The sequence below is a fragment of the Amycolatopsis sp. lyj-109 genome (assembly GCF_046548995.1).
GTDB lineage: Bacteria > Actinomycetota > Actinomycetes > Mycobacteriales > Pseudonocardiaceae > Amycolatopsis.
In genome coordinates this window covers 278,232-303,031 of record NZ_JAJPWR010000008.1, presented here as the reverse complement: position 1 = coordinate 303,031, position 24,800 = coordinate 278,232, and the positions used below count along the sequence as shown (strand labels likewise).

Annotated in this window: 25 protein-coding genes; 11 read left to right on the top strand and 14 right to left on the bottom strand. The window is 71.3% G+C overall.

What is annotated here, in order from left to right; genetic code table 11:
* The first annotated feature begins 44 nt into the window (after window positions 1–44).
* On the top strand, window positions 45–836 hold the full coding sequence (locus tag ACLJQF_RS20470; RefSeq protein ID WP_410610742.1) for a transglutaminase-like domain-containing protein: 792 nt from the start codon (window positions 45–47) through the stop codon (window positions 834–836).
* Between the two features lie 50 nt (window positions 837–886).
* Window positions 887–1,906 (top strand): YhjD/YihY/BrkB family envelope integrity protein, encoded by a 1,020-nt coding sequence (locus ACLJQF_RS20465; RefSeq protein WP_410610740.1) that lies wholly within the window; start codon window positions 887–889, stop codon window positions 1,904–1,906.
* Window positions 1,907–1,982: 76 nt separating this feature from the next.
* Here the strand turns inward: ACLJQF_RS20465 and ACLJQF_RS20460 are convergent, their stop codons facing one another.
* From ACLJQF_RS20460 to ACLJQF_RS20445, 4 genes are all read right to left on the bottom strand, one after another.
* Window positions 1,983–3,146 carry a thiolase domain-containing protein gene (locus ACLJQF_RS20460; RefSeq protein WP_020645032.1) on the bottom strand — a complete coding sequence of 388 codons (1,164 nt, stop codon included), beginning with the start codon at window positions 3,144–3,146 and terminating at the stop codon, window positions 1,983–1,985.
* The gene (locus ACLJQF_RS20455; protein ID WP_410610738.1) at window positions 3,143–4,156 is read right to left on the bottom strand and encodes a thiolase domain-containing protein; all 1,014 of its coding nucleotides are present in this window, start codon (window positions 4,154–4,156) and stop codon (window positions 3,143–3,145) included. Before ACLJQF_RS20455 ends, ACLJQF_RS20460 begins: the two co-directional genes overlap by 4 nt.
* 7 nt (window positions 4,157–4,163) lie before the next feature.
* Window positions 4,164–5,141, bottom strand: a complete 978-nt coding sequence (locus tag ACLJQF_RS20450) for a Zn-ribbon domain-containing OB-fold protein (protein ID WP_410610737.1) — start codon at window positions 5,139–5,141, stop codon at window positions 4,164–4,166.
* Window positions 5,142–5,221: 80 nt separating this feature from the next.
* A complete protein-coding gene (locus tag ACLJQF_RS20445; RefSeq protein WP_410610735.1) occupies window positions 5,222–6,010 on the bottom strand; it encodes a crotonase/enoyl-CoA hydratase family protein in 789 nt (262 codons plus the stop codon).
* Between the two features lie 62 nt (window positions 6,011–6,072).
* Here ACLJQF_RS20445 and ACLJQF_RS20440 point away from each other — a divergent pair, with 62 nt between their 5' ends.
* Both ACLJQF_RS20440 and ACLJQF_RS20435 read left to right on the top strand, forming a co-directional pair.
* Complete coding sequence (locus tag ACLJQF_RS20440) at window positions 6,073–7,692, top strand: acyl-CoA synthetase (RefSeq protein ID WP_410610734.1); 1,620 nt, start codon at window positions 6,073–6,075, stop codon at window positions 7,690–7,692.
* Window positions 7,693–7,762: 70 nt separating this feature from the next.
* A complete protein-coding gene (locus ACLJQF_RS20435; RefSeq protein WP_410610731.1) occupies window positions 7,763–8,863 on the top strand; it encodes an NAD(P)H-dependent flavin oxidoreductase in 1,101 nt (366 codons plus the stop codon).
* 66 nt (window positions 8,864–8,929) lie between these two features.
* Here ACLJQF_RS20435 and ACLJQF_RS20430 read toward each other — a convergent pair whose 3' ends face one another.
* Together ACLJQF_RS20430 and ACLJQF_RS20425 are read right to left on the bottom strand one after the other, a co-directional pair.
* Complete coding sequence (locus tag ACLJQF_RS20430) at window positions 8,930–9,736, bottom strand: S1 family peptidase (RefSeq protein WP_410610729.1); 807 nt, start codon at window positions 9,734–9,736, stop codon at window positions 8,930–8,932.
* A gap of 125 nt (window positions 9,737–9,861) precedes the next feature.
* Entirely contained in the window at window positions 9,862–11,079 is a 1,218-nt protein-coding gene (locus ACLJQF_RS20425) for an APC family permease (RefSeq protein ID WP_410610727.1), read from the bottom strand.
* 80 nt (window positions 11,080–11,159) lie between these two features.
* Here ACLJQF_RS20425 and ACLJQF_RS20420 point away from each other — a divergent pair, with 80 nt between their 5' ends.
* From ACLJQF_RS20420 to ACLJQF_RS20400, 5 genes are all read left to right on the top strand, one after another.
* The gene (locus ACLJQF_RS20420; protein WP_410610726.1) at window positions 11,160–11,909 is read left to right on the top strand and encodes a GntR family transcriptional regulator; all 750 of its coding nucleotides are present in this window, start codon (window positions 11,160–11,162) and stop codon (window positions 11,907–11,909) included.
* Between the two features lie 66 nt (window positions 11,910–11,975).
* Window positions 11,976–12,356, top strand: a complete 381-nt coding sequence (locus ACLJQF_RS20415; RefSeq protein ID WP_410610725.1) for a DoxX family protein — start codon at window positions 11,976–11,978, stop codon at window positions 12,354–12,356.
* A 44-nt stretch (window positions 12,357–12,400) separates the two neighbouring features.
* Window positions 12,401–12,907, top strand: coding sequence for a hypothetical protein (locus ACLJQF_RS20410; protein WP_410610723.1), 507 nt, complete (start codon window positions 12,401–12,403; stop codon window positions 12,905–12,907).
* A gap of 111 nt (window positions 12,908–13,018) precedes the next feature.
* The gene (locus ACLJQF_RS20405; protein WP_410610722.1) at window positions 13,019–13,534 is read left to right on the top strand and encodes a hypothetical protein; all 516 of its coding nucleotides are present in this window, start codon (window positions 13,019–13,021) and stop codon (window positions 13,532–13,534) included.
* 199 nt (window positions 13,535–13,733) lie between these two features.
* On the top strand, window positions 13,734–14,405 hold the full coding sequence (locus ACLJQF_RS20400; RefSeq protein ID WP_410610721.1) for a hypothetical protein: 672 nt from the start codon (window positions 13,734–13,736) through the stop codon (window positions 14,403–14,405).
* Window positions 14,406–14,460: 55 nt separating this feature from the next.
* On the opposite strand, the gene ACLJQF_RS20395 is transcribed toward ACLJQF_RS20400, so the two are convergent.
* From ACLJQF_RS20395 to ACLJQF_RS20380, 4 genes are all read right to left on the bottom strand, one after another.
* Window positions 14,461–16,131 (bottom strand): fumarate hydratase, encoded by a 1,671-nt coding sequence (locus ACLJQF_RS20395; RefSeq protein ID WP_410610719.1) that lies wholly within the window; start codon window positions 16,129–16,131, stop codon window positions 14,461–14,463.
* A 448-nt stretch (window positions 16,132–16,579) separates the two neighbouring features.
* Entirely contained in the window at window positions 16,580–17,611 is a 1,032-nt protein-coding gene (locus ACLJQF_RS20390; RefSeq protein WP_410610718.1) for a sigma-70 family RNA polymerase sigma factor, read from the bottom strand.
* A 288-nt stretch (window positions 17,612–17,899) separates the two neighbouring features.
* Window positions 17,900–18,325: a D-aminoacyl-tRNA deacylase gene (gene dtd / locus ACLJQF_RS20385; protein WP_410610717.1), complete on the bottom strand. Its 426-nt coding sequence runs from the start codon at window positions 18,323–18,325 to the stop codon at window positions 17,900–17,902.
* Window positions 18,322–19,824, bottom strand: coding sequence for a methyltransferase (locus ACLJQF_RS20380; RefSeq protein ID WP_410610716.1), 1,503 nt, complete (start codon window positions 19,822–19,824; stop codon window positions 18,322–18,324). Before ACLJQF_RS20380 ends, dtd begins: the two co-directional genes overlap by 4 nt.
* Before the next feature lie 28 nt (window positions 19,825–19,852).
* On the opposite strand from ACLJQF_RS20380, the gene ACLJQF_RS20375 reads away from it, so the two are divergent.
* Both ACLJQF_RS20375 and ACLJQF_RS20370 read left to right on the top strand, forming a co-directional pair.
* A complete protein-coding gene (locus ACLJQF_RS20375; RefSeq protein WP_410610714.1) occupies window positions 19,853–21,118 on the top strand; it encodes an amidohydrolase in 1,266 nt (421 codons plus the stop codon).
* A gap of 38 nt (window positions 21,119–21,156) precedes the next feature.
* Window positions 21,157–21,471: a DUF3099 domain-containing protein gene (locus ACLJQF_RS20370; protein WP_410610713.1), complete on the top strand. Its 315-nt coding sequence runs from the start codon at window positions 21,157–21,159 to the stop codon at window positions 21,469–21,471.
* Window positions 21,472–21,522: 51 nt separating this feature from the next.
* Here the strand turns inward: ACLJQF_RS20370 and ACLJQF_RS20365 are convergent, their stop codons facing one another.
* Genes ACLJQF_RS20365 through ACLJQF_RS20350 form a run of 4 tightly spaced genes read right to left on the bottom strand, consistent with a single transcriptional unit; the run spans window position 21,523 to window position 24,739 of the window.
* On the bottom strand, window positions 21,523–22,425 hold the full coding sequence (locus tag ACLJQF_RS20365; RefSeq protein ID WP_410610711.1) for a carbohydrate kinase family protein: 903 nt from the start codon (window positions 22,423–22,425) through the stop codon (window positions 21,523–21,525).
* Window positions 22,422–23,327 (bottom strand): pseudouridine-5'-phosphate glycosidase, encoded by a 906-nt coding sequence (locus ACLJQF_RS20360; protein WP_410610709.1) that lies wholly within the window; start codon window positions 23,325–23,327, stop codon window positions 22,422–22,424. The genes ACLJQF_RS20365 and ACLJQF_RS20360 overlap by 4 nt, the downstream gene beginning before the upstream one ends.
* Before the next feature lie 9 nt (window positions 23,328–23,336).
* Window positions 23,337–23,954 carry a hypothetical protein gene (locus ACLJQF_RS20355; protein WP_410610707.1) on the bottom strand — a complete coding sequence of 206 codons (618 nt, stop codon included), beginning with the start codon at window positions 23,952–23,954 and terminating at the stop codon, window positions 23,337–23,339.
* The gene (locus tag ACLJQF_RS20350) at window positions 23,954–24,739 is read right to left on the bottom strand and encodes a sporulation protein (protein ID WP_410610705.1); all 786 of its coding nucleotides are present in this window, start codon (window positions 24,737–24,739) and stop codon (window positions 23,954–23,956) included. Before ACLJQF_RS20350 ends, ACLJQF_RS20355 begins: the two co-directional genes overlap by 1 nt.
* Between the last annotated feature and the right edge of the window lie 61 nt (window positions 24,740–24,800).

Here is a 24,800-nt window from a genome sequence, read left to right as displayed (position 1 = left end):
CCAGGCCACCCGGCAATCCTGCCGGGGGATGACATGATGGGGTGATGGCCCCGCGAGCGACGGTGGACGTCGAGTTCGCCATCCGCGTCACCGAACCCGGCCCCGCGGCGATCTCGGTCTCCGCCGCGCACGCCGACACCGATGAGCTGACCGTGTCCTGGCACGGGGACAGCCGATCCGTCGAGTTCGAGCACGGCACCCGGGCCGAGGTCTTCGACCTGCCCGCCGGCGAGCACCGCGTCACCTACCACGCCGAGCGCGTGCTGACCGGCCCCGAACCCGAACCCGTCACGCTCGCCGACGTCGCCGTGTTCACCCGGCCGAGCCGGTACTGCCCGTCCGATCGCGTCGCCGGGCTCGTGCCGCCGGAACTCCTCGGGCTCGAGAACCGCCACCGGCAAGTCGAAGCCGTCGTCCGGCACGTCCACGAGCGACTGTCCTATGTGGTCGGTTCGAGCCGGCCGACCGACGACGCGATCGACACCCTCCTGGCCGGCGAAGGCGTCTGCCGGGACTTCGCGCACGTCTGCGTCACGCTGTGCCGCTTCCTCGACATCCCCGCGCGGTACGTCGGCGTCTACGCGCCCGGGCTCGCGCCGATGGACTTCCACGCCGTCTTCGAAGCCGCGGTCGACGGGCACTGGTACGTCTTCGACGCCACCCGGCTCGCGCCGCGCCAGACCATGCTCCGGATTTCGACCGGCCGCGACGCCGCCGACACCGCCTTCCTCGCCACCCTCGGCGGCGAGCTCGACTTCCTGGGCAGCACCGTCTTCGCCACGACCGACGCCGCGCTGCCCGTCGACGACGGGTCCGGCCTGGTCGTTCTGGGCTGACCCCGCGTGTTGCCTGCGCAAAGAGGGCCCCGGCTGGGTAGACAGTCTTCGTGAAGAGTTCCCCCACGGCGCCGAGCCTCTGGGCCCGGGCACGCGCCCGGTACCGATGGCTGGACCACCTCGCCCGCGCGACCAACCGCTACATCGAGTCCGGCGGCTACCACTACGTCGCCTCGATCACCTACTTCAGCCTGCTGTCGCTGGTGCCGTTGCTGATGGTCGCCTCGTCGGTCGCCGGGTTCGTGCTGGCCACCCAGCCGCACCTGCTCGACACGCTGGTGCACGCGATCGTCAGCACGCTGCCCGGCGGGCTCGGCGACAAGGCCACCGAACTGCTCACCGGCTTCGTCGAGCAGCGGACCAGCGTCGGGGTGCTCGGTCTGGCCATCGGCCTCTACTCCGGCTGGAACTGGATGAACGCCCTGCGGGACTCGCTGACGGCGCTGTGGGGGCAGAACCGGTCGGACCAGTCGCTGCTGCGGCTGATCCTGGGCGACCTGCTCGCCCTGCTCGGCCTGACCGCGGCGCTGCTGGTGTCGTTCACGCTCACCATCTCCGGCACCGCGCTCGGCAGCTACCTGCTCAGGTTGGTCGGCCTCGACGACACCAGCTGGGGGCACCAGCTCGTCTCGGCGTCGTCGGTGCCGTTGTCGCTGGCGGCGGACTGGCTGGTGTTCCTCTGGGTGCTCACCCGGCTGCCGCGGCAGAAGGTCGGCGTGCGCAGCGCGGTCCGCGGCGCGGTCGCCCTGGCCATCGGGTTCGAGGCGCTGAAGCTGCTCGGCGGGTTCTACCTCCGGCTGATCGGCGACTCGCCGACCGGGATCGCGTTCGGCTCGATCATCGGCCTCATCTTCTTCATCTCGCTCGTCGCCCGGCTGCTCGTCTACGTCACGGCGTGGACGGCGACCGGCTCGGACGCGCCCCCGAAGCCGGTCCAGCCGCCGGCGCCGGTGGTGCTGAAGCCGGTGGTCGTGGTGGACCCGCCGATGGCGGTGCCCGCCACGGTCGGCGTGGTCACCGGCGTCCTCGGCACCCTGCTCGCCCTCGCCTGGCGCCGCTCCCGCCGCTGACCCCAGGTGGGCACTTTCACGTGAAAGTGCCCACCTGGGGGCAGGGGCAGGGGCACTTTCACGTGAAAGTGCCCTTTCAGGCGGGTTTTTCGGAGCCGACCAGCCACATCGAGAAGTACTGGGAGCCGCCGCCGTAGGCGTGGCCGAGCGCGCGGCGCGCGCCGTCCACCTGGTAGTCCCCGGCCCGGCCCATGACCTGCTTCGCCGCTTCGGAGAACCGGAGCATGCCGGACGCGCCGATCGGGTTGGACGACAGCACCCCGCCGGACGGGTTGCACGGCAGCCGCCCGCCGATCGCCGTTTCGCCCTTCTCGGTGACCTTCCAGCCCTCGCCTTCGGGCGCGAACCCCAGGTTCTCCAGCCACATCGGCTCGAACCACGAGAACGGCACGTAGATCTCGGCGACGTCCACTTCGGACATCGGGTCGGTGATCCCGGCCTCGGCCCACAGCGCGGCCGCGGCCTCGCGCCCGGCCCGCGGGTTCACCTGGTCGCGGCCGGCGAACGTGGTCGGCTCGGTGCGCATCGCCGTCGCGTGGATCCACGCCGCGCCGCCTTCGACGGCGTCCCCGGCGGCCTCGTCGCCGAGCACCATCGCGCACGCGCCGTCGGACGACGGGCACGTCTCGTCGTAGCGGATCGGGTCCCACAGCATCTGCGACGCCCGCACCGACTCCACGGTGATGTCCGGCTGCTGCAGGTGCGCAAACGGATTGAGTGCCCCGTTGCGCCGGTCCTTCGCTGCGACGATCGCCCCGACGTGCTCGGGTGCGCCCGAACGGCGGATGTAGGACCGCACGTGCGGCGCGAAGTAGCCGCCCGCGCCGGCCCCGACCGGCATCTGGAACGGCGGCAGGATCGACAGGCCCCACATCGCGTTCGACTCGGACTGCTTCTCGTAGGCCACGGTGAGCACGCGCCGGTGCACGCCCGACTGGATGAGCGACGCCGCCACCAGCGCCGTCGAGCCGCCCACCGACCCGGCGGTGTGCACGCGCAGCAGCGGCTTCCCGGTCGCGCCGAGGGAGTCGGCGAGGAACAGTTCGGGCATCATGACGCCCTCGAACAGGTCGGGAGCCTTGCCGAGGACGACGGCGTCGATGTCGGCCCACTCCACCTGGGCGTCGGTCATCGCGCGGTCGATCGCCTCGCGCAGCAGGCCCGGCATCGAGACGTCCTGCCGCTTCGCGCGGTGGTGCGTCTGGCCGGTGCCGAGCACGGCGGTGAGCTGCTTGGTCATCGGGCCTCCAGCACGGTCACCAGGTTCTGTTGCAGGGCCGGCCCGCTCGTCGCGTGCGCCACGGCCTTGCGGGATTCGCCGCTGTGGATCCGGATCGCCGCTTCACCGATCCGGGCGAGCCCGGCGGAGAACATCGGGTTCGCGGCCAGTGCTCCGCCGGAAGGGTTGATCTTCACGCCGTCGCCGAGCCCGAGCGCGGTGCGCAGGATGAGCTCCTGGTGCGTGAACGGCGCGTGCAGTTCGGCGAGGTCGACGCCGTCGAGGTCCAGCGCCTGGCCTGCCGCCTCGGTGGACGGCGAACGCGTCAGGTCACGGGCGCCGAGCACGGGGGAGTCGACGCGGTGCTCGATGCCGGTGATCACCGCCGGACGTTCGACGATCTCCCTGGCACGCTCCACAGTGGACAGGACAACCACGGCGGCGCCGTCGGTGATCGGCGCGATGTCGTGCTTGCGCAACGGATCGGCGTAGTACGGCGTGTCGAGGAGCTCCGCGACATCGTGGGCGGTCCCGCGCGCGGCCACCTCGGCGAGGTCCTTTTCGGACCACAGTCCGGCCTCCAGGCCGAGCCGTGCCTGGATCCCGGCGATCGAAACCGAGTCCGGCCACAGCGGGGCGACGACGTACGGATCGAGCTGCAGGGACAGCACCCGGCTCAGCTGCCCGGCGCTGGACTTGCCGAAGCCGTAGACGAGCGCGGTCTCGACCTCGCCCATCTTGATCTTCAGCCACGCTTCGTAGAGCGCCCAGGCGGCGTCCATCTCGACGTGCGACTCGTGGATCGGCGGGAACGCGCCGATCGCGTCGACGGCGGCGATGAAGGAGAACGCGCGCCCGGCCAGGTAGTCCGACGAGCCGGAGCACCAGAACCCGATGTCCTGTTTGGACAGGCCGGTCTGCGCGAAGACCTCGGCGAAGATCGGGACGAGCATCTCCACGCCATTGGTGGTACCCGGCGTTTCGCGGACGTTGGGGGCCTTCGCGAAGCCCGCGATCGCGACGTCTGGCATCAGGACCTCACAGGTGGTGGGCGAAGGTTTCGTAAGCCGCGTCCGGCTCACCGGTCGGCTCGAAGTGGCTGATGTTCTCCAGCGACGTCCACCACTCTTCGCGCGGCTTCCACGCGGCGCGCACGCGCATGCCCATCTTGACGTCTTCGGCGGCGCAGCCGAGGACGAGGTGCAGGAAGGCGATGTCGGCGCCGTCGAGCAGGATGTACGCGGCGACGTAGGGCGGCTTGAGTCGCTGCCCGAGGAACGGGACGTTGACGATGCAGAACGTGGTGACGATGCCGGTGTCGGGGAGTTCGACCTCTTCGGTGGTCGGCACGCCGTCGGTCGGGCAGGCTCCGCGCGGCGGGATGTAGACCTTGGCGCAGGCGGGGCACCGCTGGCCGATCATCTTCCCTTCGGCGAGCCCGCGCAGGTAGGTGCTCTCCTCGGGGGAGGCGGAGTGCATGTACTTCAGGTGCACCGGCGTGATGACGACGCTGACCGGCGCCCCCTCCGCACGCTCGGCGACCGGGGGAGCGGGCTCGGTGGGCGTGGTGTCTTCGGCGTCCACCGGCAGGAAGTAGGCGATGTCGCGGATGTGCCCGACGACCTCGTCCGCCCAGCGCACCCGGACCCGCTGTCCACTGTGGATCTTCTCCGGCGAGCCGGCGTCGACGGCGTGCAGCATCGGGGTGTCGGAGCCGTCGAGCTTCACGAGCGCCCAGGCGAACGGCCGGTTCAGCGGCTGCCCGTCCAGCGGCCGCGGGCACCAGGACCAGGAGACGACGGTGCCCTCTTCGCCCACCGGGACGAACTCGCTGAGCTGTTCGGCGGTCACGGGGTCGTATTCGACCGGCGGGACGTGCACCCGGCCGTCGCTGCCCCGGATGCCTTCGATGCGGTGGTCGCGCAGCGCGGTGACGAACCGGCCGAGGACGGGCCCGGTCGACCGGGTGTAGTCGAAGCCGACGTTCAGCGGTGCCGCAAGCGGTGTCTCGGTCACGTCCTTGAGTGAAACATGTTCTCGTTCTGGCGGCAAGATTCCCCCGCGGGCTGGTCCGGTTCAAATGAAACGTGTTCTGGTTAGCGGCCGCGGAACTCGGGCTTCCGCTTCTCCGAGAAGGCCCGCGGCCCCTCCTTGGCGTCCTCGGAAGCGAACACCTCGATGCCGTACTGCGAGTCCAGCTTGAAGGCCTCTTCCTCGTGGAGTCCCTCGGTGTCCCGGATCGTCCGCAGGATGGCCCGCACGGCCAGCGGCCCGTTCGCGTTGATCAGCGAAGCCAGCTCCAGGGCCTTCGTGAGCGCCGAACCGTCGGGGACGACGTGGCCGATCAAGCCGATCGCCAGTGCTTCCGAAGCCGTGATGTGCCGGCCCGTCAGCAGGATGTCCGCGGCCACCGTGTACGGGATCTGGCGCACCAGCCGCACCGCCGACCCGCCCATCGGGAACAGCCCCCACCGCGCCTCCGACACCCCGAACCGAGCCGACTCGCCCGCCACTCGGATGTCGGTCCCCTGGAGGATCTCGGTCCCGCCCGCGATCGCCGGCCCCTCGACCGCCGCGATCAGGGGTTTCGTCAACCGGCGGCCCTTCAGGAGCCCGGGGATGCGCGAAGGGTCGAACTTGCCCGACGCGAACGACTCCGAGGGGGAGTTCTTCGACATCGACTTCAGGTCCGCGCCCGCGCAGAACGCGCCGCCCGCGCCGGTCAGGATGCAGCTGCGGATCCCGTCGTCGGCGTCGACGCGGTCCCAGGCGTCGACCATGATCGACATCATCTCGCCGGTGATCGCGTTGCGCGCCTCGGGCCGGTTCATCGTGACGACGAGGGTCTGGCCCTCCTGTGTCACCAGCGCGTGCGGTTCACCCACGGAAGACCTCCTGAAGGAGCAGTGCCATTGCCCGGAACGATAACATGTTCTACTTTGAGCACGTGGCACTCAACATCGCGGATCTTCTGGAGCACGCCGTCGACGCCGTGCCGGAGCGCGTCGCTGTCGTGTGCGGCGACCGGCAAGTCACCTTCGCCGAACTGGAGGCGCGGGCCAACCGGCTCGCCCACCACCTCGCCGCACACGGCGTGGGACGCGGATCCCATATCGGGGTCTACTCCCGCAACTCGATCGAGGCCTTGGAGGCGATGATCGCGGCGTACAAGCTGCGCGCGATCGCCGTCAACGTCAACTACCGCTACGTGCACGGCGAACTCGTCTACCTCTTCAACGACGCCGAGATCATCGCCCTCGTGCACGAACGCAGCTACGCCGGCAAAGTGAAAGCCGCCCTGGCCGAGTCGCCGAAACTGAAACACGTTGTCGTGATCGACGACGGCAGTGACGGCGACTACGAGAGCTACGGCGGCGTCGGCTACGAAGCCGCCCTCGAAGCGCAGAGCCCCGAGCGGGACTTCGAGGAGCGAAGCGGCGACGACCTCTACATCCTCTACACCGGCGGCACCACGGGCTACCCGAAGGGCGTCCTCTGGCGGCAGGAGGACGTCTGGCGCGCGCTCGGTGGCGGGATCAACTTCGTCACCGGCGAGTACGTCCCGGACGAATGGACGCTCGCCGAGCAGGGCAAGCTGGGGAGCCTGAGCCGGCTGCCCGCCGCGCCGCTGATCCACGGCGCCGCGCAGTGGGCCGCGTTCGGTGCGCTGTTCACCGGCAGCCCAGTGGTGTTCGTGCCCCGCTTCGACGCCCACGAGATCTGGAAGGCCGTGCAGAAGCACAAGGTCCAGGTCCTCACGATCGTCGGCGACGCGATGGCCCGGCCGCTCATCGAGGCCTACCACGAGGGCGGTTACGACGCTTCGTCGATCGTCGCGGTGTCGAGCCACGCCGCGCTGTTCTCGCAGTCGGTGAAACAGCAGTTCGTCGAACTCGTGCCGCCCCACGCGCTGGTCACCGACGCGATCGGCGCGTCGGAGAGCGGCTTCACCGGGATCGGCGCGGTGGCCAAGGGGTCGGACCACAGCGCGGGCCCGCGGGTCAACTTCGGCAAGGACGCCGTCCTGCTGGACGAAGACGGCGCCATCGTCGAGAAGAAGCCCGGCGCGACCGGGCTGATCGGCCGCCGCGGGCACGTCCCGCTCGGCTACTACAACGATCCCGAGAAGAGCAAGAAGATCTTCGTCGAGGTCGACGGCGTCCGGTACGTCGTCCCGGGCGACTACGCCCGCTACGAAGAGGACGGCACGGTCACGCTTCTCGGCCGCGGCTCGCAGTGCGTCAACACCGGCGGCGAGAAGGTCTACCCGGAAGAGGTCGAAGGGGCGCTCAAGTCGCACCCCGACGTCTTCGACGCGCTCGTCATCGGGGTCGCGGACGAGCGGCTCGGCCAGCGCGTCGCCGCCGTCGTCCAGCTGCGCGAGGGCGCCGGAGGAGACCTCGCCGCGATCGAGGAGCACGTCCGCGGTGAGATCGCCGGCTACAAGGTGCCGCGGACCATCTGGCTGGCCGCGGAGATCGGCCGTTCGCCCAGCGGCAAGCCGGACTACCCGTGGGCCCAGCGCTACGCCGCCGAGCACGAACCGGCCACGGCCCAGCCTGTCTGAGCCCACTGACTACTGATCCAGAAGGGCACTTTCACGTGAAAGTGCCCTTCTGGGAGGAGGAAAGACGACAGTGCGGACATCGCTGTGTGACCGGCTCGGCATCGACCTGCCGATCATCGGGTTCACCCCGTCGGAGCACGTCGCCGCGGCGCTCAGCCGCGCCGGCGGGCTCGGCGTGCTCGGCTGCGTGCGGTTCAACGACGCCGCCGAGCTCGACCGGGTGCTCACCTGGATGGACGAGAACACCGGCGGGAAACCGTACGGCGTCGACATCGTCATGCCGGCGAAGGTGCCCGCCGAGGGCACGCAGGTCGATCTGGCGAAGCTCATCCCGGACGGGCACCGCGCGTTCGTCGACCGCGTGCTGAAGGAGCTTTCGGTACCGCCCCTGCCGGAGGACACCGACGAGCGCGCGGGGGTGCTCGGCTGGCTGCACTCGGTCGCCCGCTCGCACGTCGAGGTCGCGCTGAACCACCCGATCAAGCTGATCGCCAACGCGCTCGGCTCGCCGCCGGCGGACGTGATCGGCCAGTGCCACGACAAGGGTGTCCCGGTCGCGGCGCTCGCCGGGAAGGCCGAGCACGCGGTGCGGCACGTCGAAAACGGCGTCGACTTCGTGGTGGCGCAGGGCTACGAAGCCGGTGGGCACACCGGCGAGATCGCGTCCATGGTGCTGGTGCCGGAGATCGTCGACGCGGTCGACGTGCCGGTGCTCGCCGCGGGCGGAATCGGTTCCGGCCGGCAGATGGCCGCGGCGCTCGCGCTCGGCGCCTCCGGCGTCTGGATGGGCTCGGCGTGGCTCACCACGGAGGAGTACCTGCAGACCATGGCGACGTCGGGGGCGATCCAGCAGGCGCTCGTCGCGGCGTCGTCGTCCGACACCGTGCGGACGCGGATCTACACCGGTAAGCCGGCCCGGCTGCTCAAGACCCGCTGGACCGAGGCGTGGGCCGCGGCGGACGCGCCCGAGCCGTTGCCGATGCCGCTGCAGAACCTGCTGGTTTCCCCGGCCCACAACCGGATCCACGCGACGAACGACCCGGGCCTGGTGTCGATGCCGGTCGGGCAGATCGTCGGCCGGATGAACGCGGTCCGCCCGGTCGCCGACGTCGTCGCGGACCTGGTGAGCGGCTACGAAGAAGCGTTGTCCCGCTTGGACAAGACCCGCTGAAACTTCGTGAAGGCCACCTTCAGGAACTACAAGTTCCTCAAGGTGGCCTTCACGAACTACGGGGAGCTACAGCGTGGCGGCCGCAGCGGCGATCTTCGACGCGAACGTGCTCACCTCGGTGTAGACACCGGGGGCGTGCGCCCGGGCGCAGCCGTCACCCCAGGAGACGATGCCGACCTGGATCCAGGCGTTGTTGTTGTCGCGGCGGAACATCGGGCCGCCGGAGTCGCCCTGGCAGGTGTCGACCCCGCCGGAGGCCAGGTTGCCCGCGCAGATCTCGGCGCTCGGGATCAGGTCGGGGTAGCTGCCGCCCTGGGCGGCGCAGGTCGAGTCGGCGACGAACGGAACGGTCGCCTTGAGCAGGTACCGCTGCTGCGCACCACCCTCGGTCGCCGCGCCCCAGCCCGCCACGGTGAACGTGCCGGAGTTGTACGTCGTGGTCGTTGCGATCGGCAGCGTGGACAGACCGGTCACCGGGCTGGCGAGCTTGATCAGCGCCCAGTCGCCGCCGGTCGAGGTGCCGTACGTGGGGGACCGGTAGACGTAGGTCGACTTGACCTTCTTGGCGCTCGTGCTGTTGAGGTCGACCACCCCGACGGTCGCCGTGATCGAGGTGTTGGCCCCGGTCCGGCTGACGCAGTGGGCGGCGGTCAGGACGATCTGGTTCGTGTACAGCGCTCCGCCGCAGCCCATCGAAAGCCGGACCATGAACGGGAATTCGCCCTGGGCCGCCCGGGTTCCGCCCACCACGTTCGTGGACGGGGGCTGAGCGGCGGTGGCGATCGCCGGGGTGGCGAACGACGCGGCCGCGGCGACCGCGGCGAGTGTGGTGGTGGCGTTTCTGAGCAGGGTGAACCAGCGCTTGGGGGCCAAGGGGATCAGTCCTTCCAGTGTCCACAGTGGAAGCGGTTGCCGTCTGCGGCTCCATGACTACACCAGGTGCTCTCAGACCGGGACAACCGACTTTCTTCGGATCTTTCGGGCGGTTGGGTGATTTCTCACCTGCGGATCCGACGAACGCCGTAGGCCAGACCGCCCAGCGCCAGGGCGGCGCAGCCGGCGAGCACCGACGGCAGCGGCAGGCTGAAGGCCAGCACCACGCACCCCGCGAGGCCGAGCACGGCGATCGGCCGGGCCGTCCCGCTCAGCGTGAACGCCGCGGCGTTGGCGATCGCGTAGTAGGTCAGGACGGCGAAGGACGAGAAGCCGATCGCGGCGCGCAGGTCGAGTGTCGCGGCGAGCACGGCGACGACGATCCCGACGGCGAGTTCCGCCCGGTGCGGCACCTGGTAGCGCGGGTGCACGACGGCGAGGAAGCGGGGGAGGTGGCCGTCGCGGCTCATCGCCAGCGTCGTGCGCGAGACGCCGAGGATGAGCGCGAGCAGCGAGCCGAGGGCGGTGACGGCCGCGCCTGCCCGGACGACCGGGGCGAGCCACCCCGGGACGGCCGCGGCGATCGGGTCCGGGCTCGCGGCGAGCGCGGCCGGGCCGAGCCGGACGAGCAGCAGCACCGCCAGCGCGGCGTAGACCACGAGGGTGATCCCGAGGGCGAGCGGGATGGCGCGGGGAATGGTGCGGGCCGGGTCCCGGACCTCTTCGCCGAGCGTGGCGAGCCGCGCGTACCCGGCGAAGGCGAAGAAGAGCAGCCCGGCCGCTTCGAGCACGCCCCCGCCACCCGGCCAGGCGACGAGCGGGCCGCCGCCGGCCGGCCCGGCGGCCATCGCCACCCCGGAGACCGTGAGCACGAGCAGGGTGCACGACACGATCACCCGGGTGGCGAGCGCCGACCGGTGCACGCCGAAGTAGTTGACGGCGGTGAGCGCGGCGACCACCGCGACCGCGAGGAGGCTCCGCCACGGCTGCCCGAGCCCGGGCGCGGCGTAGGCGACGACGGTCAGCGTCATCGCGGCGCAACTGGCTGTCTTCCCGGTAACGAATCCCCAGCCGGCCAGGTATCCCCAGAATTCACCGAGCTTTTCCCGGCCGTATACGTAGGTGCCTCCGGATTCCGGATAAATCGCGGCGAGCCGCGCCGAAGACATCGCATTGCAGTAGGCGACGACGGCCGCAAGGACCAATGCGATGAGCAAACCGGCCCCCGCGGCCCGCGCCGCCGGGGCGAACGCGGCGAACACGCCGGCCCCGATCATCGAGCCCAGCCCCAGGAAAACGGCGTCGGCCAGGCCGAGCCTGCGGTTGAGGGAAGTCGGGGGCATCCGGGTGATCCTCCTGGTGCGGGCCGTGTTGCGTGCCACAGCGAACCACGGCGCACGGGAAACCGAATAGGGTCGATTCCGTGCCTGCCCCTTCGCGCCATTCCCGCCTGTCCGCCGACGGTCCCGTCCTCGACGGGATTCCCGAGCACGGCCGTGTCCCGCGTTACTACGCGGTCAAGGTCGAACTGCTGGCGGTGATCGCGGAACTCGGCGAAGGCGCGGTGCTGCCCACGGAACGGGAATTGTGCGAACGGTTCGAAGTGTCGAGGGCGACCGTACGGCAAGCGGTCGGGGAGCTGGTGCTCGAGGGCAGGCTCAGCCGCCGCCAGGGGAGCGGCACGTACATCGCCGGCCCGAAGCTCGTCCAGCCGCTGGCCCCGGCGGGGCGGCGGTCGGGCATCCGGCCGGGCCGCAGCGCGATCACCCTGGAGCGGCGCCCGGCCGGGCGCGCGCTGGCGGCCGATCTCCAGGCGACGTCGGACGCCGAGGTGTTCCACCTCGAGCGGGTCCTGCTGGCCGGAGACGAGCGCGTCGGGCTCGAGTCGACATATCTCCTGGCGTCGCGGTGCCCGGACCTGCTCACGGTGTTCACCCCGGAGCAACCGTTGAGCGAGCAGCTCGGCGTGGAGCCCGCCGGGGCGGAGGAGCGGGTCGAGACCGTGCTGGCCACGCCGCGCGAGGCGATGCTGATCGGGACGAACCCGGCGCTGCCGATGCTGCTGACGCACCGGATCTCGTGGGACCCCGACGGAGTGCCGTTCGAGCGGGTGAGGTCGCTTTACCGCGGGGACCGGCTCAGCTTCACGACCCGCCTGGGCCGCGCCGACTGACCACCGGTCACGTTTCGCCGGGCGTCCTCGTTCCTCCCGCAAGCAACGGGAACTGGGAGGACCGAAATGAACGCCGCACTCTGGACCGGACAGGTTCTGCTCGCCGCGATCTTCGCCGTGTCGGGCGCGCTCAAGTCGACGATGACGCAGCAGCGGATGCTCGAAACCGGCCAAACCGGAGCGGCGGCGTACCCGCTGCCCGTGGTCCGGTTCGCCGCGATCTGCGAGATCCTCGCCGCGGTGGGCCTGATCCTGCCGCCGCTGCTGGGCATCGCGCCGGTCCTGACCGGCTGGGCGGCGGTCGGGCTGGCCGTGGTGATGGTCGGCGCGATGGCGATGCACGGCAGGCTGGCGGTCGTGCAGCACAAGCCGGCCGAGTGGCGGAACGTCGGGGTCAACGTGGCGCTGCTGGCGGTGTGCGTCTTCGTCGCCGCGGGCCGTCTCTGAGGGTGCCGATGCAACCCGGGGCGGGTCCGCTCCGTCTGGCAGGTATGCGTACCACGGTGAAACTGCTGGGCGTGGGCTTGGCACTGCTCACGGCGACGGCCTGCGCGGCGAATTCCGGTGCCGGCGCCCCGGCGGGCACCGGTCCGGGGCCGGAGACGCCCACGACGTCGGCGAGCGTGCCCGGGACCACGACCCCCACCCTCGGCCCGCCGCCGTCGCAGACGGTCGGGCGGCCGACGCAGGGCATCGCGCCCGGCGACGACGTCATCGCCGAGACGCAGGTCGACGCCCGCGGGCTGCCCGAGGGCTTCCCGCGCAGCCTCACCCGCAGCCTCGACGGGCAGACGCTGATCCTGCAGGCTGAGGAGGGTGGGTGCCGCCGCATCTCGGCGCGCGTCGGCGAGCAGGCCGCACAGCAGGTGGTCGTGCTGGTCACCGTGCTGTCGGCGCCCAAGGGCCAGATGTGCCCGGACTACATCAAGGAGATCAAGATCCCCCTCGCTCTCGCGGAGCCGCTCGGGACGCGCACGGTCGTCCTCCGCCAGGGCTGAGCACCACCGACGCTGGGAGGGCGGCCCCGGGATGCCCGGGGCCACCCTCCCAGACCAGGTCCGGGGCCTGATCGATGCAACCCCGCGGCGCCCCCGTTCCGTCTTCGGGGCATGAGGTACTCAGCGAAGGTGGTCGGAACAGGCGCGCTCCTGCTGATGGTGACGGCCTGCGCCGGCCAGGACATGCCCACCAACCAGCCCGCGGGTTCGACCGGCAGCGTGTCGGTACCCGCACCGGCGTCGCCGTCGCCGAGCGCATCGGTGCTGCCGGCGCCGCCCGAGCCCAACCCGCCGGGCAAGCCCCGGCTGACCGTGCCCGAGGGCAGCACGCGGGTCCCGGCGGACAAGATCGACGCGACCGCACTGCCCGCCGGGTTCCCGCGCGAGGTGTGGACGGCCAACGGCGGCACCGTGCTCACCATCCGAGCCCAGGAGGGCGGCTGCGGCCACGCGCTCGGCGAAGCGGCCGAACAGGCGGGCGACCACGTCGTCGTCACCCTGAGCGAGACGAAGGCCCAGACCAATCAGATGTGCACGATGGACATCCGGTACCCGGTCATCTCGGTCACCCTGGCCGCGCCGCTGGACCAGCGCACGGTGGTGCTGAAGACCACGCCTGCCCGGTAGACCGCCCCCAGGTGGGCACTTTCACGTGAAAGCGCCCACCTGGGGGCGGCACTTTCACGTGAAAGTGCCGTGGTCCGGACCACGTGGGGCGCGTGGTCCGGTTTGTCGAAGTTGTCGAAAATTGTCAGGGCTTTCGCTGAACCGCCACTGTGACCGGCCCGTGTCCCCGGGTGAGGTGGCGATCAGAGAGGAGGGGCCCATGCCCCGGTTGAGCAGTGGCCGGCACCGCAAGCAGGCGACCGTCGGATTGGCCGCGTTGCTGGGCGTCGCCGGCGTCACCGCGACCGCCATCGCGCTGAGCAGTCCCGCGGGCAACGCGGCCGAAGCGCCCAAGGAGAACTGCGGGGGACTCGACACCGCGCTGCAGAACAACCTGACCTTCATCGCGGGCCAGCAGGCGAACCCGGACGCGCAGTCGGCCGCGCGGATCGCCAACCGGCAGGCGGTCGTGGACCTGATCCAGCAGCGGCGGCAAGTTGCGGGCTGCACGGCGAACGTCGCGGCGACCAACGGTCAGGCCGCGGCGGCGCCCGGAAACTCCGGGAACGCGCCGGGCCAGGCGCAGGCACCCGGCCAGCAGAAGAAGCAGGAGCAGCCGGCCACCGGCGCGGGCGCGGCGGTGGGCCAGGTCGTGTGCCCCGGTTCGACCGTGACGCTCTCGGGCGAGGGCGGCGCACCGGCCGCGTCGAGCAACCAGTTCCCGGCCGGGACGAAGCTGAAGGTGACCAACCTGGACAACTCGAAGTCCACCACGGTGGAGGTGACGTCGGTGTCGGGCAGCTGCACGCTGCTCAACAACGCGGCCTTCGAACAGGTCCGGGAGTCCGGCAAGTTCCTCATCCGGCGCGCGCGGATCGAGCGCGTCGGCTGAGCGCAAGGGAAAAGGGGACACCGGCGGCGGGCTGGTGTCCCCTTTTCCTTGTGTGCTAACGGAAGCTGATCTGCAGTACCGGATCGCCGGTGCTGGCGAAGAAGTCGTTGCCCTTGTCGTCGATGACGATGAACGCCGGGAAGTCCTCGACTTCGATCTTCCAGACGGCTTCCATGCCGAGCTCGGCGTACTCGAGGACGTCGACCTTCTTGATGCAGTCCTGCGCGAGCCGCGCCGCGGGACCGCCGATCGAGCCGAGGTAGAAGCCGCCGTGCGCCTGGCAGGCGTTCGTCACCTGCTTCGAGCGGTTCCCCTTGGCCAGCATGACGAGCGAGCCGCCGGCGGCCTGGAACTGCTCGACGTAGGAGTCCATCCGCCCGGCCGTGGTCGGGCCGAACGAACCGGACGCGTAGCCCTCGGGCGTCTTCGCCGGGCCCGCGTAGTAGACCGGGTGGTCCTTCAGGTAGCCCGGCATCTCCTCGCCGGCGTCGAGGCGTTCGGCGATCTTCGCGTGCGCGATGTCCCGCGCGACGACCAGCGGCCCGGTGAGCGAAAGCCGCGTCTTGACCGGCAGCTGCGAGAGCTGGGCCCGGATCTCGGCCATCGGCCGGTTCAGGTCGACGGCGACGACGTCGTCGGAGAGGTCCTCTTCGGTCACGTCGGGGAGGAACTGCGCCGGGTCGCGCTCGAGCTGCTCGATGAACACGCCGTCGGCGGTGATCTTGGCCTTGGCCTGCCGGTCGGCGGAACAGGAGACGGCGACGCCGACCGGACAACTGGCACCGTGCCGAGGGAGCCGGATGACGCGGACGTCGTGGCAGAAGTACTTGCCGCCGAACTGCGCGCCGATGCCGAACTGCCGGGTCATCTCCAGCACCTGCTGCTCGAGGCCGGTGTCGCGGAAGGCGTGCCCCAGTTCGGAGCCCTCCTGCGGCAGGGTGTCGAGGTAGCGGGCCGAGGCGAGCTTCGCGACCTTGAGGTTGAACTCCGCGGACATCCCGCCGACGACGATGGCGAGGTGGTAGGGCGGGCAGGCGGCGGTGCCGAGGCTGCGCAGCTTCTCGTCGAGGAAGCGTGCGAGCCGCTTCGGGTTCAGGACGGCCTTGGTTTCCTGGTAGAGGAACGTCTTGTTGGCGCTGCCGCCACCCTTGGCCATGAAGAGGAACTCGTAGGAAGGATCTTCGGGCTGCCCGGCTGTGTTGTCCTTGTGGTACAGCTCGATCTGGGCCGGCAGATTGGTGCCGGTGTTGCGCTCGTCCCAGAAGTTCACCGGCGCCATCTGCGAGTACCGCAGGTTCAGCTGCTGGTAGGCGTCGAAGATGCCCTGCGAGAGGGCACGCTCGTCGTCACCGCCGGTGAGGACGCCTTCGCCGCGCTTGCCGATGACGATCGCGGTCCCGGTGTCCTGGCACATGGGCAGGACACCGCCGGCGGAGATGGCGGCGTTGCGCAGCAGGTCCATGGCGACGAACCGGTCGTTCCCGGAGGCCTCGGGATCGTCGACGATGGCCCGCAGCTGCTTCAGGTGTGACGTGCGCAACAGGTGCTGGATGTCGGTGATGGCGGTGCGGGCGAGCGTGGTGAGCGCCTCCGGCGCGATCTTCAGGAAGGTCCGCCCGGCGGCTTCGACGGTCTCGACGCCCTCGTCGGTGACCAGCCGGTATTCGGTGGTGGTGTCCTTGCCCAGCGGGAGGACTTCGGTGTGCTGAAACGTGGTGGACGGCACTGCCAGGCTCCTTTGCCAGCTCCGGGATCGGTCCACCCTACGCAGGCGGGCCGGGCGCCGGACAGAAGCACCCGGTCACTGTGAAGCGCCCCACCCACAGGCCTGCGACACCGCTTGTGCCCGGGTGTGCGGAACGCGCCGAACCGGCGGCGGAAAGCTGGTCGGGAGGCCGGGTCCACCCCGACGGACCCGACCTCCCGGGGAAAGCTCCCGGATTCGTGCACATCCGGTCGCGAGGCCTGCACCGGCACTTCGAGGCTGTCGTGACGCAGGTCATAAGTCAACGCCGCCGAACGGGTGCTGGCGGAGGGTTGCTACCCCGGCTCGGGAAGGGTGAAACCCGGCTTTCGTGGAAAATTTTCCGGTCCCGCCGAATGCCTGGTCACCGGGGTGCGGAAATGACCGAGGGCGGGCGCACGATGTGCACCCGCCCTCGAACGAGAACCGATCAGCTGGCGTACGCGCGCAGCCGGTCCGCGCGCTCGCCCTGACGCAGCTTCGACATGACCTCGCGCTCGATCTGGCGGACGCGCTCGCGGGACAGCCCGAAGTGCTTGCCGATCTGGTCGAGCGTGCGCGGCTGGCCGTCGTCGAGGCCGTAGCGCAGGCGGATCACGTGCTGCTCGCGGTCGTCCAGCGTCGCCAGGACGCGGCGCAGGTCGTCCTGCAGCAGGCCCGAGATCACGGCGCTCTCGGCGTCGGTCGCCTCGGAGTCTTCGATGAAGTCGCCCAGCGGGGCGTCCTCCTCGGCACCGACCGGCATGTCCAGGCTTACCGGATCACGCGAGTGGTCGAGCAGGTCCGAAATCTTGTGCGCCGGGATGCCCGACTCGGCCGACAGCTCCTCGTGCGTCGCGTCGCGGCCGAGCTGCTGGTGCAGGTCGCGCTTGATGCGGGCCAGCTTGTTCACCTGTTCCACCAGGTGGACGGGCAGCCGGATCGTGCGGCCCTGGTCGGCCATGCCCCGGGTGATGGCCTGCCGGATCCACCAGGTGGCGTAGGTCGAGAACTTGAACCCCTTGGAGTAGTCGAACTTCTCCACCGCGCGGATCAGGCCCAGGTTCCCCTCCTGGATCAGGTCCAGCAGCGGCATCCCCCGGCCGGTGTAGCGCTTGGCGAGCGAGACCACCAGGCGGAGGTTGGCCTCCAGCAGGTGGTTCTTGGCCACGTGGCCGTCGCGGACCAGCGCGGCCATCTCGGTGCGGCGCTTGGCCGTGAGCTGCTCGGCGGTGTCCAGCACGTGCTGGGCGAACACACCGGCTTCGATGCGCTTCGCCAGCTCGACCTCGTCGGCCGCGGACAGCAGAGCCGTCTTGCCGATGCCGTTGAGGTAGACGCGGACGAGGTCGGCGGCGGGGCTCTGGGCGTCGAGGTCGGCGTCGGTGAGCGTCCCCACGCTCATCGACGGCTCCTCGGTCGTCTGAGCCGGGATGCGCTCGCGAATCCCGCGCGACTCGCGTTCGAGAGTCTGGACTGACATTCTGCCTCCCCGGTCACGGGCTGAACGTGCTGCTGCGGTGGTCCTCCGGGTGCGTACCCGCGGACCGGGGCCTGTGGATCCCGGTTCGCCGGTCCGGCCGGCTTGGCTGGACATCTGGCACAACGCTCCGGGTTCCCAAAACGTTCCCGGCTCGTCATAGGGGAAGACGGATGCGGGAGCGATCCGGTTGCTGAACCAATGCTGAACTTTTGCTGAGAACGTTCCGTGACCGGGGAACCTGAGAATTCCATATGAATCCGGTCGGAAACTGAACCGGATCCCTGTGGTCTAGACCTCTACGACAATGGTGAACGGACCGTCGTTCACGCTGGAGACCGCCATCATGGCCCCGAAACGGCCCGTCGCCACGGTGGCGCCGCGGCCGCGCAGCTCGGCCACGACGGCGTCCACCAACGGCTCGGCGACCTCCGGCCGGGCCGCCTGCGTCCACGACGGCCGGCGCCCTTTCTTCGTGTCGCCGTAGAGCGTGAACTGGCTCACCACGAGCAGTGGCGCATTCGCCGTGGCGCATGATTCCTCGTCGCGCAACACCCGCAGTTCGTGCAGTTTGCGGGCCATGGTGGCGGCCTTGCCGTTGTCGTCATCGACGTGAATTCCCAGCAGTACAAGCAAACCCGGCTCGTCGATCGCGCCGACGACCTCGTCGCCGACCGTCACGTCCGCCCGCGTGACGCGGGCCGCGACCGCCCTCACCGGCCCGCCGGGACGAGCATCCCGTGCCGGACGAGCTCCCGGACGACGGGCAGCGCGGCCGCCGCCAGCTCCTCCGCGGACAGCCCCTGCGCGGCCGCGAGCAGCTCGATCAGGTCCGCCAGGGGCAGCGCGCCGCGGCAGCCCGCGAGCAGCCGCGTCGCCAGTTCGTCGACTTCGTGCTGCCAGCCCGGCCCGTCGGTGCGGTGCAGGCGCCGGACGGTCGTCGCCCAGCCTTCGTCGCCGGGTTCTTCGACGCTTTCGAGCAAAACCGTGTCCGGCACAACAAATCGGACATCCAGCAATGAATCACCCGATTCGCGCAACCATTCCACGCGGTCCAGCCAGCCCGCGGCTTCCGGGCCCAGCGGGTCGTCGTAGGCCTGCCGCAGGTCCTCGCACACGACGGTCGGTGTCCGCCCGGCCGCCCGCCGCAGCGTGACGAATCCGAAGCCGATGCCCCGGACGTCGTTGGCGGCGAACCAGTCGAGCCAGGCCGCCGCCTTCGCCCGGCCCTCGGGCGAGCGCGGGTCGAGGCCGGCGTCCCGCAGCCACGTGCCGACGTAGAGCGCCGGATCGGCGACGTCGCGCTGCACGAACCAGGCGTCGGTCTCGGCGGGCAGCCAGCGGCCCACCCGATCGGCCCAGTCTTCGCGGGAGGTGTGCAGCCAGGACGCGAGCAGGTGGCCGGTGCCCCCGTCGTTCAGGAAGCCCGGCAGCTGCCGCACGACCAGCGCGCTCGCGTCGTCACCGGCCAGCCCGGAGTCGCGGTAGGTGTAGTCCACCCGTGCCGGGCCGACCACGAACGGTGGATTGCAGACGACCTGGTCGAACTTCCGCCGCGCGACCGGCGCGAACCACTCGCCCCGGACGAGTTCGACGTCCAGTTCGTTCAGCCGGAAGGTCGCCGCGGCCAGGGCGAGGGCCCGGGCGGAGACGTCGGTCGCGGTGACGCGCTCGGCGTGCCGGGTCGCGTGCAGCGCCTGGACGCCGTTGCCGGTGCCCAGGTCGAGCAGGGTGCCGACCGGGCGGCGGCCGGTCGCGCGGATCAGCGACAGCGACGCGTGGCCGACGCCGAGCACGTGGTCCTCGGGCACGGTGGTGCCGAGCACGTCGGCGTCGAGGTCGGAGACCACCCACCAGGAGCCCTCCTCGTCGCCGTGCGGCCGGATGTCGAGGGCGGCGCGGTACCCCTCGGACGCCGGAGCCAGCACCCCCGCGGCCACGGCGTCTTCGGGGGACAGGGGTGCGAAGGCGGCCTTGACCGCCGTCTCCGGCTCGGTGCCGCCCAGCAGGAACAGCCGGATCAGCGTGCCGAGGTCACCCGCGTCCCGGGTCGCGCGTTCGGCCGGCACCGGCTCGCCGCGGCCCAGCGCCGCGTGCGCGGCCCCGCCGAGGGCCGCCACCACGCCGTCGGCGTCGTAGGAGGTGCGCCGGAAGGCCTCGCGCAGCCGCGCGCAGACGTCGTCGGACAGGTCGGGCAATCCACTTCGCGTGCTCACGGTGGGTAATGCTGCCACGATGGCCCCCGTGACCCTTGAACGCGTCCTCGCCCCGCTCGACGCGGCGCTGCCCGAACTCGAAGCGCTGTACATCGACCTCCACCGGCACCCGGAGCTGTCCTTCGCCGAGACCCGGACGGCGGCCGAGCTGGCCCGGCGGCTCGAGGGCGACGGCTACGAGGTGCACACCGGCATCGCCGGCACCGGGGTGCTGGGCGTGCTGCGCAACGGCGAGGGGCCCACGGTGCTGCTGCGGGCCGACATCGACGCGCTGCCGGTCGAGGAGAAGACGGGGCTGTCGTACGCCAGCACCGCCCGCGGCACCGACGAGCACGGCACCGACGTCCCGGTGATGCACGCCTGCGGGCACGACATGCACGCCACCTGGCTCTCCGGCGCCGCCGCGCTGCTCGCGAAGGGTCGCGGCACCTGGGCCGGCACGCTACTGGTGGTGTTCCAGCCGGGGGAGGAGAGCGCGGGCGGCGCGTCGGCGATGGTTCGCGACGGCCTGTTCGACGTCGCCGGGAAGCCCGACGTCGTGTTCGGGCAGCACCTGGTGCCCGGCCCGGCCGGCTGGGTGCTCACCCGGCCCGGCGTGATCATGGCCGCCACCGACACGCTGCGCGTCACCCTGCACGGCCGCGGCGGGCACGGCTCGCGCCCGGAGACCACCGTCGACCCGGCCGTGCTGGCCGCGTCCGTGGTCCTCAAGCTGCAGACGATCGTCTCGCGGGAGATCGCCGCCACGGACTCGGCCGTGGTCACCGTCGGTTCGCTGCACGTGGGCACCGCGAGCAACGTGATCGCCGACGACGCCGTGCTGGAGGTCAACGTCCGGTCCTTCGACCAGGCCGTGCGCGAGCGGGTGCTGGCCGCGGTCGAGCGGATCGTCAACGGCGAAGCGGCCACGGCCGGCGCGCCGAAGCCGCCGCTGATCGAGCGGTCCGGCTCCTACCCGATCACCGAGAACGACGAGGCCGCCAACGACGCCCTCACCGAGGTCTTCCGCGGCCACTTCGGCACCGACGTCGTGCTGCCGGCGCCGCTGATCACCGGCAGTGAGGACTTCAGCGAGTTCGGCCGCGCGGCCGGCGTGCCGTCGGTGTTCTGGCTGGTCGGCGGCTTCGACCCGCAGACGGTGATCACGGCGATGACCGAGGGCCGGTTCGAGCGCGACGTCCCGTCCAACCACTCGCCGCGGTTTGCCCCGGTTCTGCACCCGACCCTGCGCACCGGCATCGAAACCCTCGTTCTCGCCGCGGTGAGCAAGTTGCGTCACCCCGGTGTCGGATGAACCGCGCAAGTGGGACGATGGACGGTGGAGGTGGTGCAGTGACCATGCCCGCCAACGACTCGGACCCGGTGCTGATCACCGGGGCGGCCCCGTCGTACGAAGAGCAGCTCGCCGCGCGCAAGCGCAAGTACGTCATCATGATGGGGTGCCGCATCCCGTGCCTGATCGCGGCCGGGCTGACCTACCACGTGTGGTGGCTGGCGCTGGGCTTCCTGGCGATCTCCGTGCCGCTGCCGTGGATCGCGGTGCTGATCGCCAACGACCGCCCGCCCCGCAAGACCGAGCAGGTGAACACCTACCGGCACGAGGCGACGGCGATCGAAGGCACCACCCACCGCGTCATCGACGGCTGAGGCACGTCCCGGCTCGTGAGTGGTAATTCGGGTTCTAACCCTAATTACCACTCACGACGGCTGGGGGCCCACCTTGCCGACGGCGAGGGCGCCCAGGCGGGTTCCGTGCCGCAGGACGTCCACAGTGGACTCCCCGGCCAGCCAGCCGGTGAGCACGCCGGCGTCGAAGGCGTCGCCGGCGCCGGTCGAATCGATGCACTCCGCCTCGACCGCCGGCACGCTGGTGACGCCGTCCGCGTCGACCCAGCTGGCGCCGTCCAGCCCCGCGGTGACGACCACCGCGCCGACCGCGCCGAGCAGCTCCTTCGCCGACACCGGGTCGGCCGAACCGGTCAGCGCGACCAGCTCCTCGGTGTTCGGCATCAGCAGGTCGACCCCGCGGACGTCGGCCAGGAACGCGGCCGGGTCGGTGATGTGCGCGGCGGCCTGCGGGTCGACCGACGTGGTCAGCCCCGCCTCGCGAGCGGCCGCCAGCGCGGCGAGACCGGCCGCGCGCGACGGCGGGTCGAGCAGCACGTACCCCGACAGGTGCAGGTGGCTCGCCCCGGCCAGTGACTCGGGGGTGACGTCTTCGGGCGCGAAGCGCTGGTTCGCGCCGCGGTCGGCCAGCATGCTGCGCTGCCCGGACCCGTCGACCATCACCACGACGCAGCAGGTCGGCGCCTCGGGGTCGACGGCGAACGCGCACCGCACGCCCGCCGCCTCCAGCTCGGCCCGGATGAGCCGGCCCCCCGGGTCGTCGCCGATCCGCGCGAGCAGCGTGGTCTCCGCGCCGAGGTGCCGCAGCCACAGCGCCGTGTTGGCGCCCGAGCCGCCGCCGGTGAACCGGATCTTCGCGCGCGCGTCGCCGCCGTGCGGCAACGGCTTGTCGTGCCGGGCGATCACGTCCAGGGCCGCGTCGCCGACGACCACGATCCCACCGGTGTCGGACGATTCACTCGCAAGCTCGCTCATGCCAGCGCCACCGCGACCTCGGTGGCCAGCTTCGCGTTGTTCAGCACCAGCGCTTCGTTCGCGTCGATGCTCACGCCGCCGCTCGCGGTGTGGAAGTGCTCCAGCAGCACCGGCGTGACGTCGGCGCCGTGCACGCCCCGCTCCGCGACGAGCGCGAGGCCCTCGGCGAGCAGGCGGTCGTGCAGCTCCCGGTCCATTTCGGACGCTTCGGGGATCGGGTTCGCCAGCAGGACACCGGAATTCGCGTACGTGCGGTGCGCGTCGATGACCGCGGCGGCCTGCTTCGGGTCGTCGACCCGCCAGCCGACCTGGTGCCCCGACGAGCGCAGGTAGAACGCCGGGAAGTCGCCGGTGCGGTACCCCAGCACCGGCACCGAGTTCGTCTCCAGCACCTCGAGGGTGGCCGGGATGTCGAGCACCGACTTCACGCCGGAGCAGACGACCACGGTCGGGACCTTCGCCAGCACGCCGAGGTCCGCTGAGACGTCCCAGGACTGCGCGGCGCCGACGTGCACGCCGCCGAGCCCGCCGGTGGCGAACATGCCGATCCCGGCCGCGGCGGCCAGCGCCGACGTGCTCGCCACGGTGGTGGCGCCGGAGCGGCCGAGGCCGACGGCCGGGCCGAGGTCGCGCAGCGAGAGCTTGTCCAGGCCGGCGTCCGGCGCGCAGACGCGCTCGAGCTCGGCGGGGGAGAGGCCGACGACGACCCGCCCGTCGAGCACCGCGATCGTGGCCGGGACGGCGCCGCCGTCGCGGACCACGCCTTCGAGCCGGCGGGCGACGTCGAGGTTGCGGCCCGGCGGCAGGCCATGGGACAGGATGGTGCTCTCCAGCGCGACGACGGGGTGCCCGTCACGCAGCGCCGAGGCGACCTCTTCGTGCAGCGAGAGTGCGGTAGTCACGAGGGACCATCATCGGTGATCGCCCCGCGCGCGGCGCCAGTGGGTCAGCTCGGCGGCGAGGTTCTTTTTCGCGGCGCTCGCCCAGCGTGTCCGCGCGGTTTCGCTGCGGTAGAGCTCGCGGGCGAGCATGCCCTCCAGGACGGCGATGCGGCCTTCGCGCCAGACGTCGTCGGGGTACTTCGCGTACTCCTGGCGCACGCCTTCCGCGTAGGCCGCGTAGCGCTCTTCGGACGCGCCGAGGATCGCGAGGTCGGCGTCGAGCAGGGCGGTCGCGAGGTCGTCGTCCGGCGGGGCGTCGTGCCCGATCGTGGCGAGGATCAGGCCTTCGACGCGGTCGGCGTGCACTTCGGCCACGCCTGCCAGGGCTTCGCGGGCCCAGGCGGCGCTGGCTCGTTCGTCTTCGCCGGGCTTCGCGTCGTACACGACGTCGTGCGTCCAGGCCGCCACGGCGACGATCGCGCGGTCGGTGTCACCGAGGCCGCCGGCCAGCCAGGCGGAGTCGCGCGCGACGGCCGCCGCGTGGTCCAGCGTGTGGTACCGGCGGTGCGGCTCGCGGTAGCGGGCTTCGAGCCGCGGCCAGGCATCGGACGTGCCGCCGAGCGCGGCCACGGCGTCGGGCAGGCGCATCAGTCGAAGATCCCGCGCGGCCGGGCGACCTGGTCGAGCCAGTCCTCGAGCTGCTTCTCCCAGTTCACGTCCGGCTTCGCGGTGAACATCCCGAGGAAGTCCTGCCCGCGGCCGCCGAACCCGCCGGTCTTGCTCACCCGGACCCGCTTGGTGACCTCGAGCACGACGTCCGTGCGCTCGGCCGAGGTCAGGAAGGTAACCGCGACCTGGGAGAAGATGGTCGCGAAGCGCGGCGACGGCGTGAAGCGGATCTCCTGGAAGAACGGCAGCTGCTGGCGGGCGCCGTCGACCCGGCCCTGCTCGAGGACCGCCTCGCGGAAGGTGAAGCCGAGCCGGCTCAGCGCGTCGAGGATCCGCTTCTGCGCCGGGAGCGGCTCGACCGCGACGGCGTCGGCGTCGAAGGGGTCGCTGACCGCGGCGGCCAGGTCGAGCTCGGCCCGGACGCCGACCGCCATGCCGGTCAGCGGCTTGGCGTAGACGCTGGTCACCGGCGTCTCCCAGGGCAGTGGCACCTCGAACGGCAGCCGGACCTGCTGCCCGGCCCGGATGACTTCGCCGCCGACCAGCTGCTGGGTGCCGAAGGGGAGGTCTTCGGTCGTGCCGCCGGGCAGCCGGACGCGGGTCAGCAGCGTCACCGCGAGTCCCTTGATCTCCTGGTCGACCTCGCCGCCGAGCAGCAGCACCTCGCCGTGCAGCGGGCGGCCGGGGGCGGCGGTCCGGTCGAGCAGGCGGGCGTCGATCCGCGCCCCGCCCGAGCCGAATGTCGCGAGCACCTTCTGGAACATGCCGGGGATCCTGCCAGGCCGAGGGGCCGATCGCGGGAGGTTCGGCGGGACTCGGGCACAA

Coding starts and splice junctions, on each gene's coding strand:
- ACLJQF_RS20390 (WP_410610718.1), bottom strand. CDS start 17,611: ATGTCAGTCCAGACTCTCGAACGCGAGTCGCGCGGGATTCGCGAGCGC.
- ACLJQF_RS20400 (WP_410610721.1), top strand. CDS start 13,734: ATGCCCCGGTTGAGCAGTGGCCGGCACCGCAAGCAGGCGACCGTCGGA.
- ACLJQF_RS20425 (WP_410610727.1), bottom strand. CDS start 11,079: ATGCCCCCGACTTCCCTCAACCGCAGGCTCGGCCTGGCCGACGCCGTT.
- ACLJQF_RS20355 (WP_410610707.1), bottom strand. CDS start 23,954: ATGCGCCTGCCCGACGCCGTGGCCGCGCTCGGCGGCACGTCCGATGCC.
- ACLJQF_RS20405 (WP_410610722.1), top strand. CDS start 13,019: ATGAGGTACTCAGCGAAGGTGGTCGGAACAGGCGCGCTCCTGCTGATG.
- ACLJQF_RS20415 (WP_410610725.1), top strand. CDS start 11,976: ATGAACGCCGCACTCTGGACCGGACAGGTTCTGCTCGCCGCGATCTTC.
- ACLJQF_RS20365 (WP_410610711.1), bottom strand. CDS start 22,425: ATGAGCGAGCTTGCGAGTGAATCGTCCGACACCGGTGGGATCGTGGTC.
- ACLJQF_RS20460 (WP_020645032.1), bottom strand. CDS start 3,146: ATGACCAAGCAGCTCACCGCCGTGCTCGGCACCGGCCAGACGCACCAC.
- ACLJQF_RS20410 (WP_410610723.1), top strand. CDS start 12,401: ATGCGTACCACGGTGAAACTGCTGGGCGTGGGCTTGGCACTGCTCACG.
- ACLJQF_RS20455 (WP_410610738.1), bottom strand. CDS start 4,156: ATGCCAGACGTCGCGATCGCGGGCTTCGCGAAGGCCCCCAACGTCCGC.
- ACLJQF_RS20350 (WP_410610705.1), bottom strand. CDS start 24,739: ATGTTCCAGAAGGTGCTCGCGACATTCGGCTCGGGCGGGGCGCGGATC.
- ACLJQF_RS20470 (WP_410610742.1), top strand. CDS start 45: ATGGCCCCGCGAGCGACGGTGGACGTCGAGTTCGCCATCCGCGTCACC.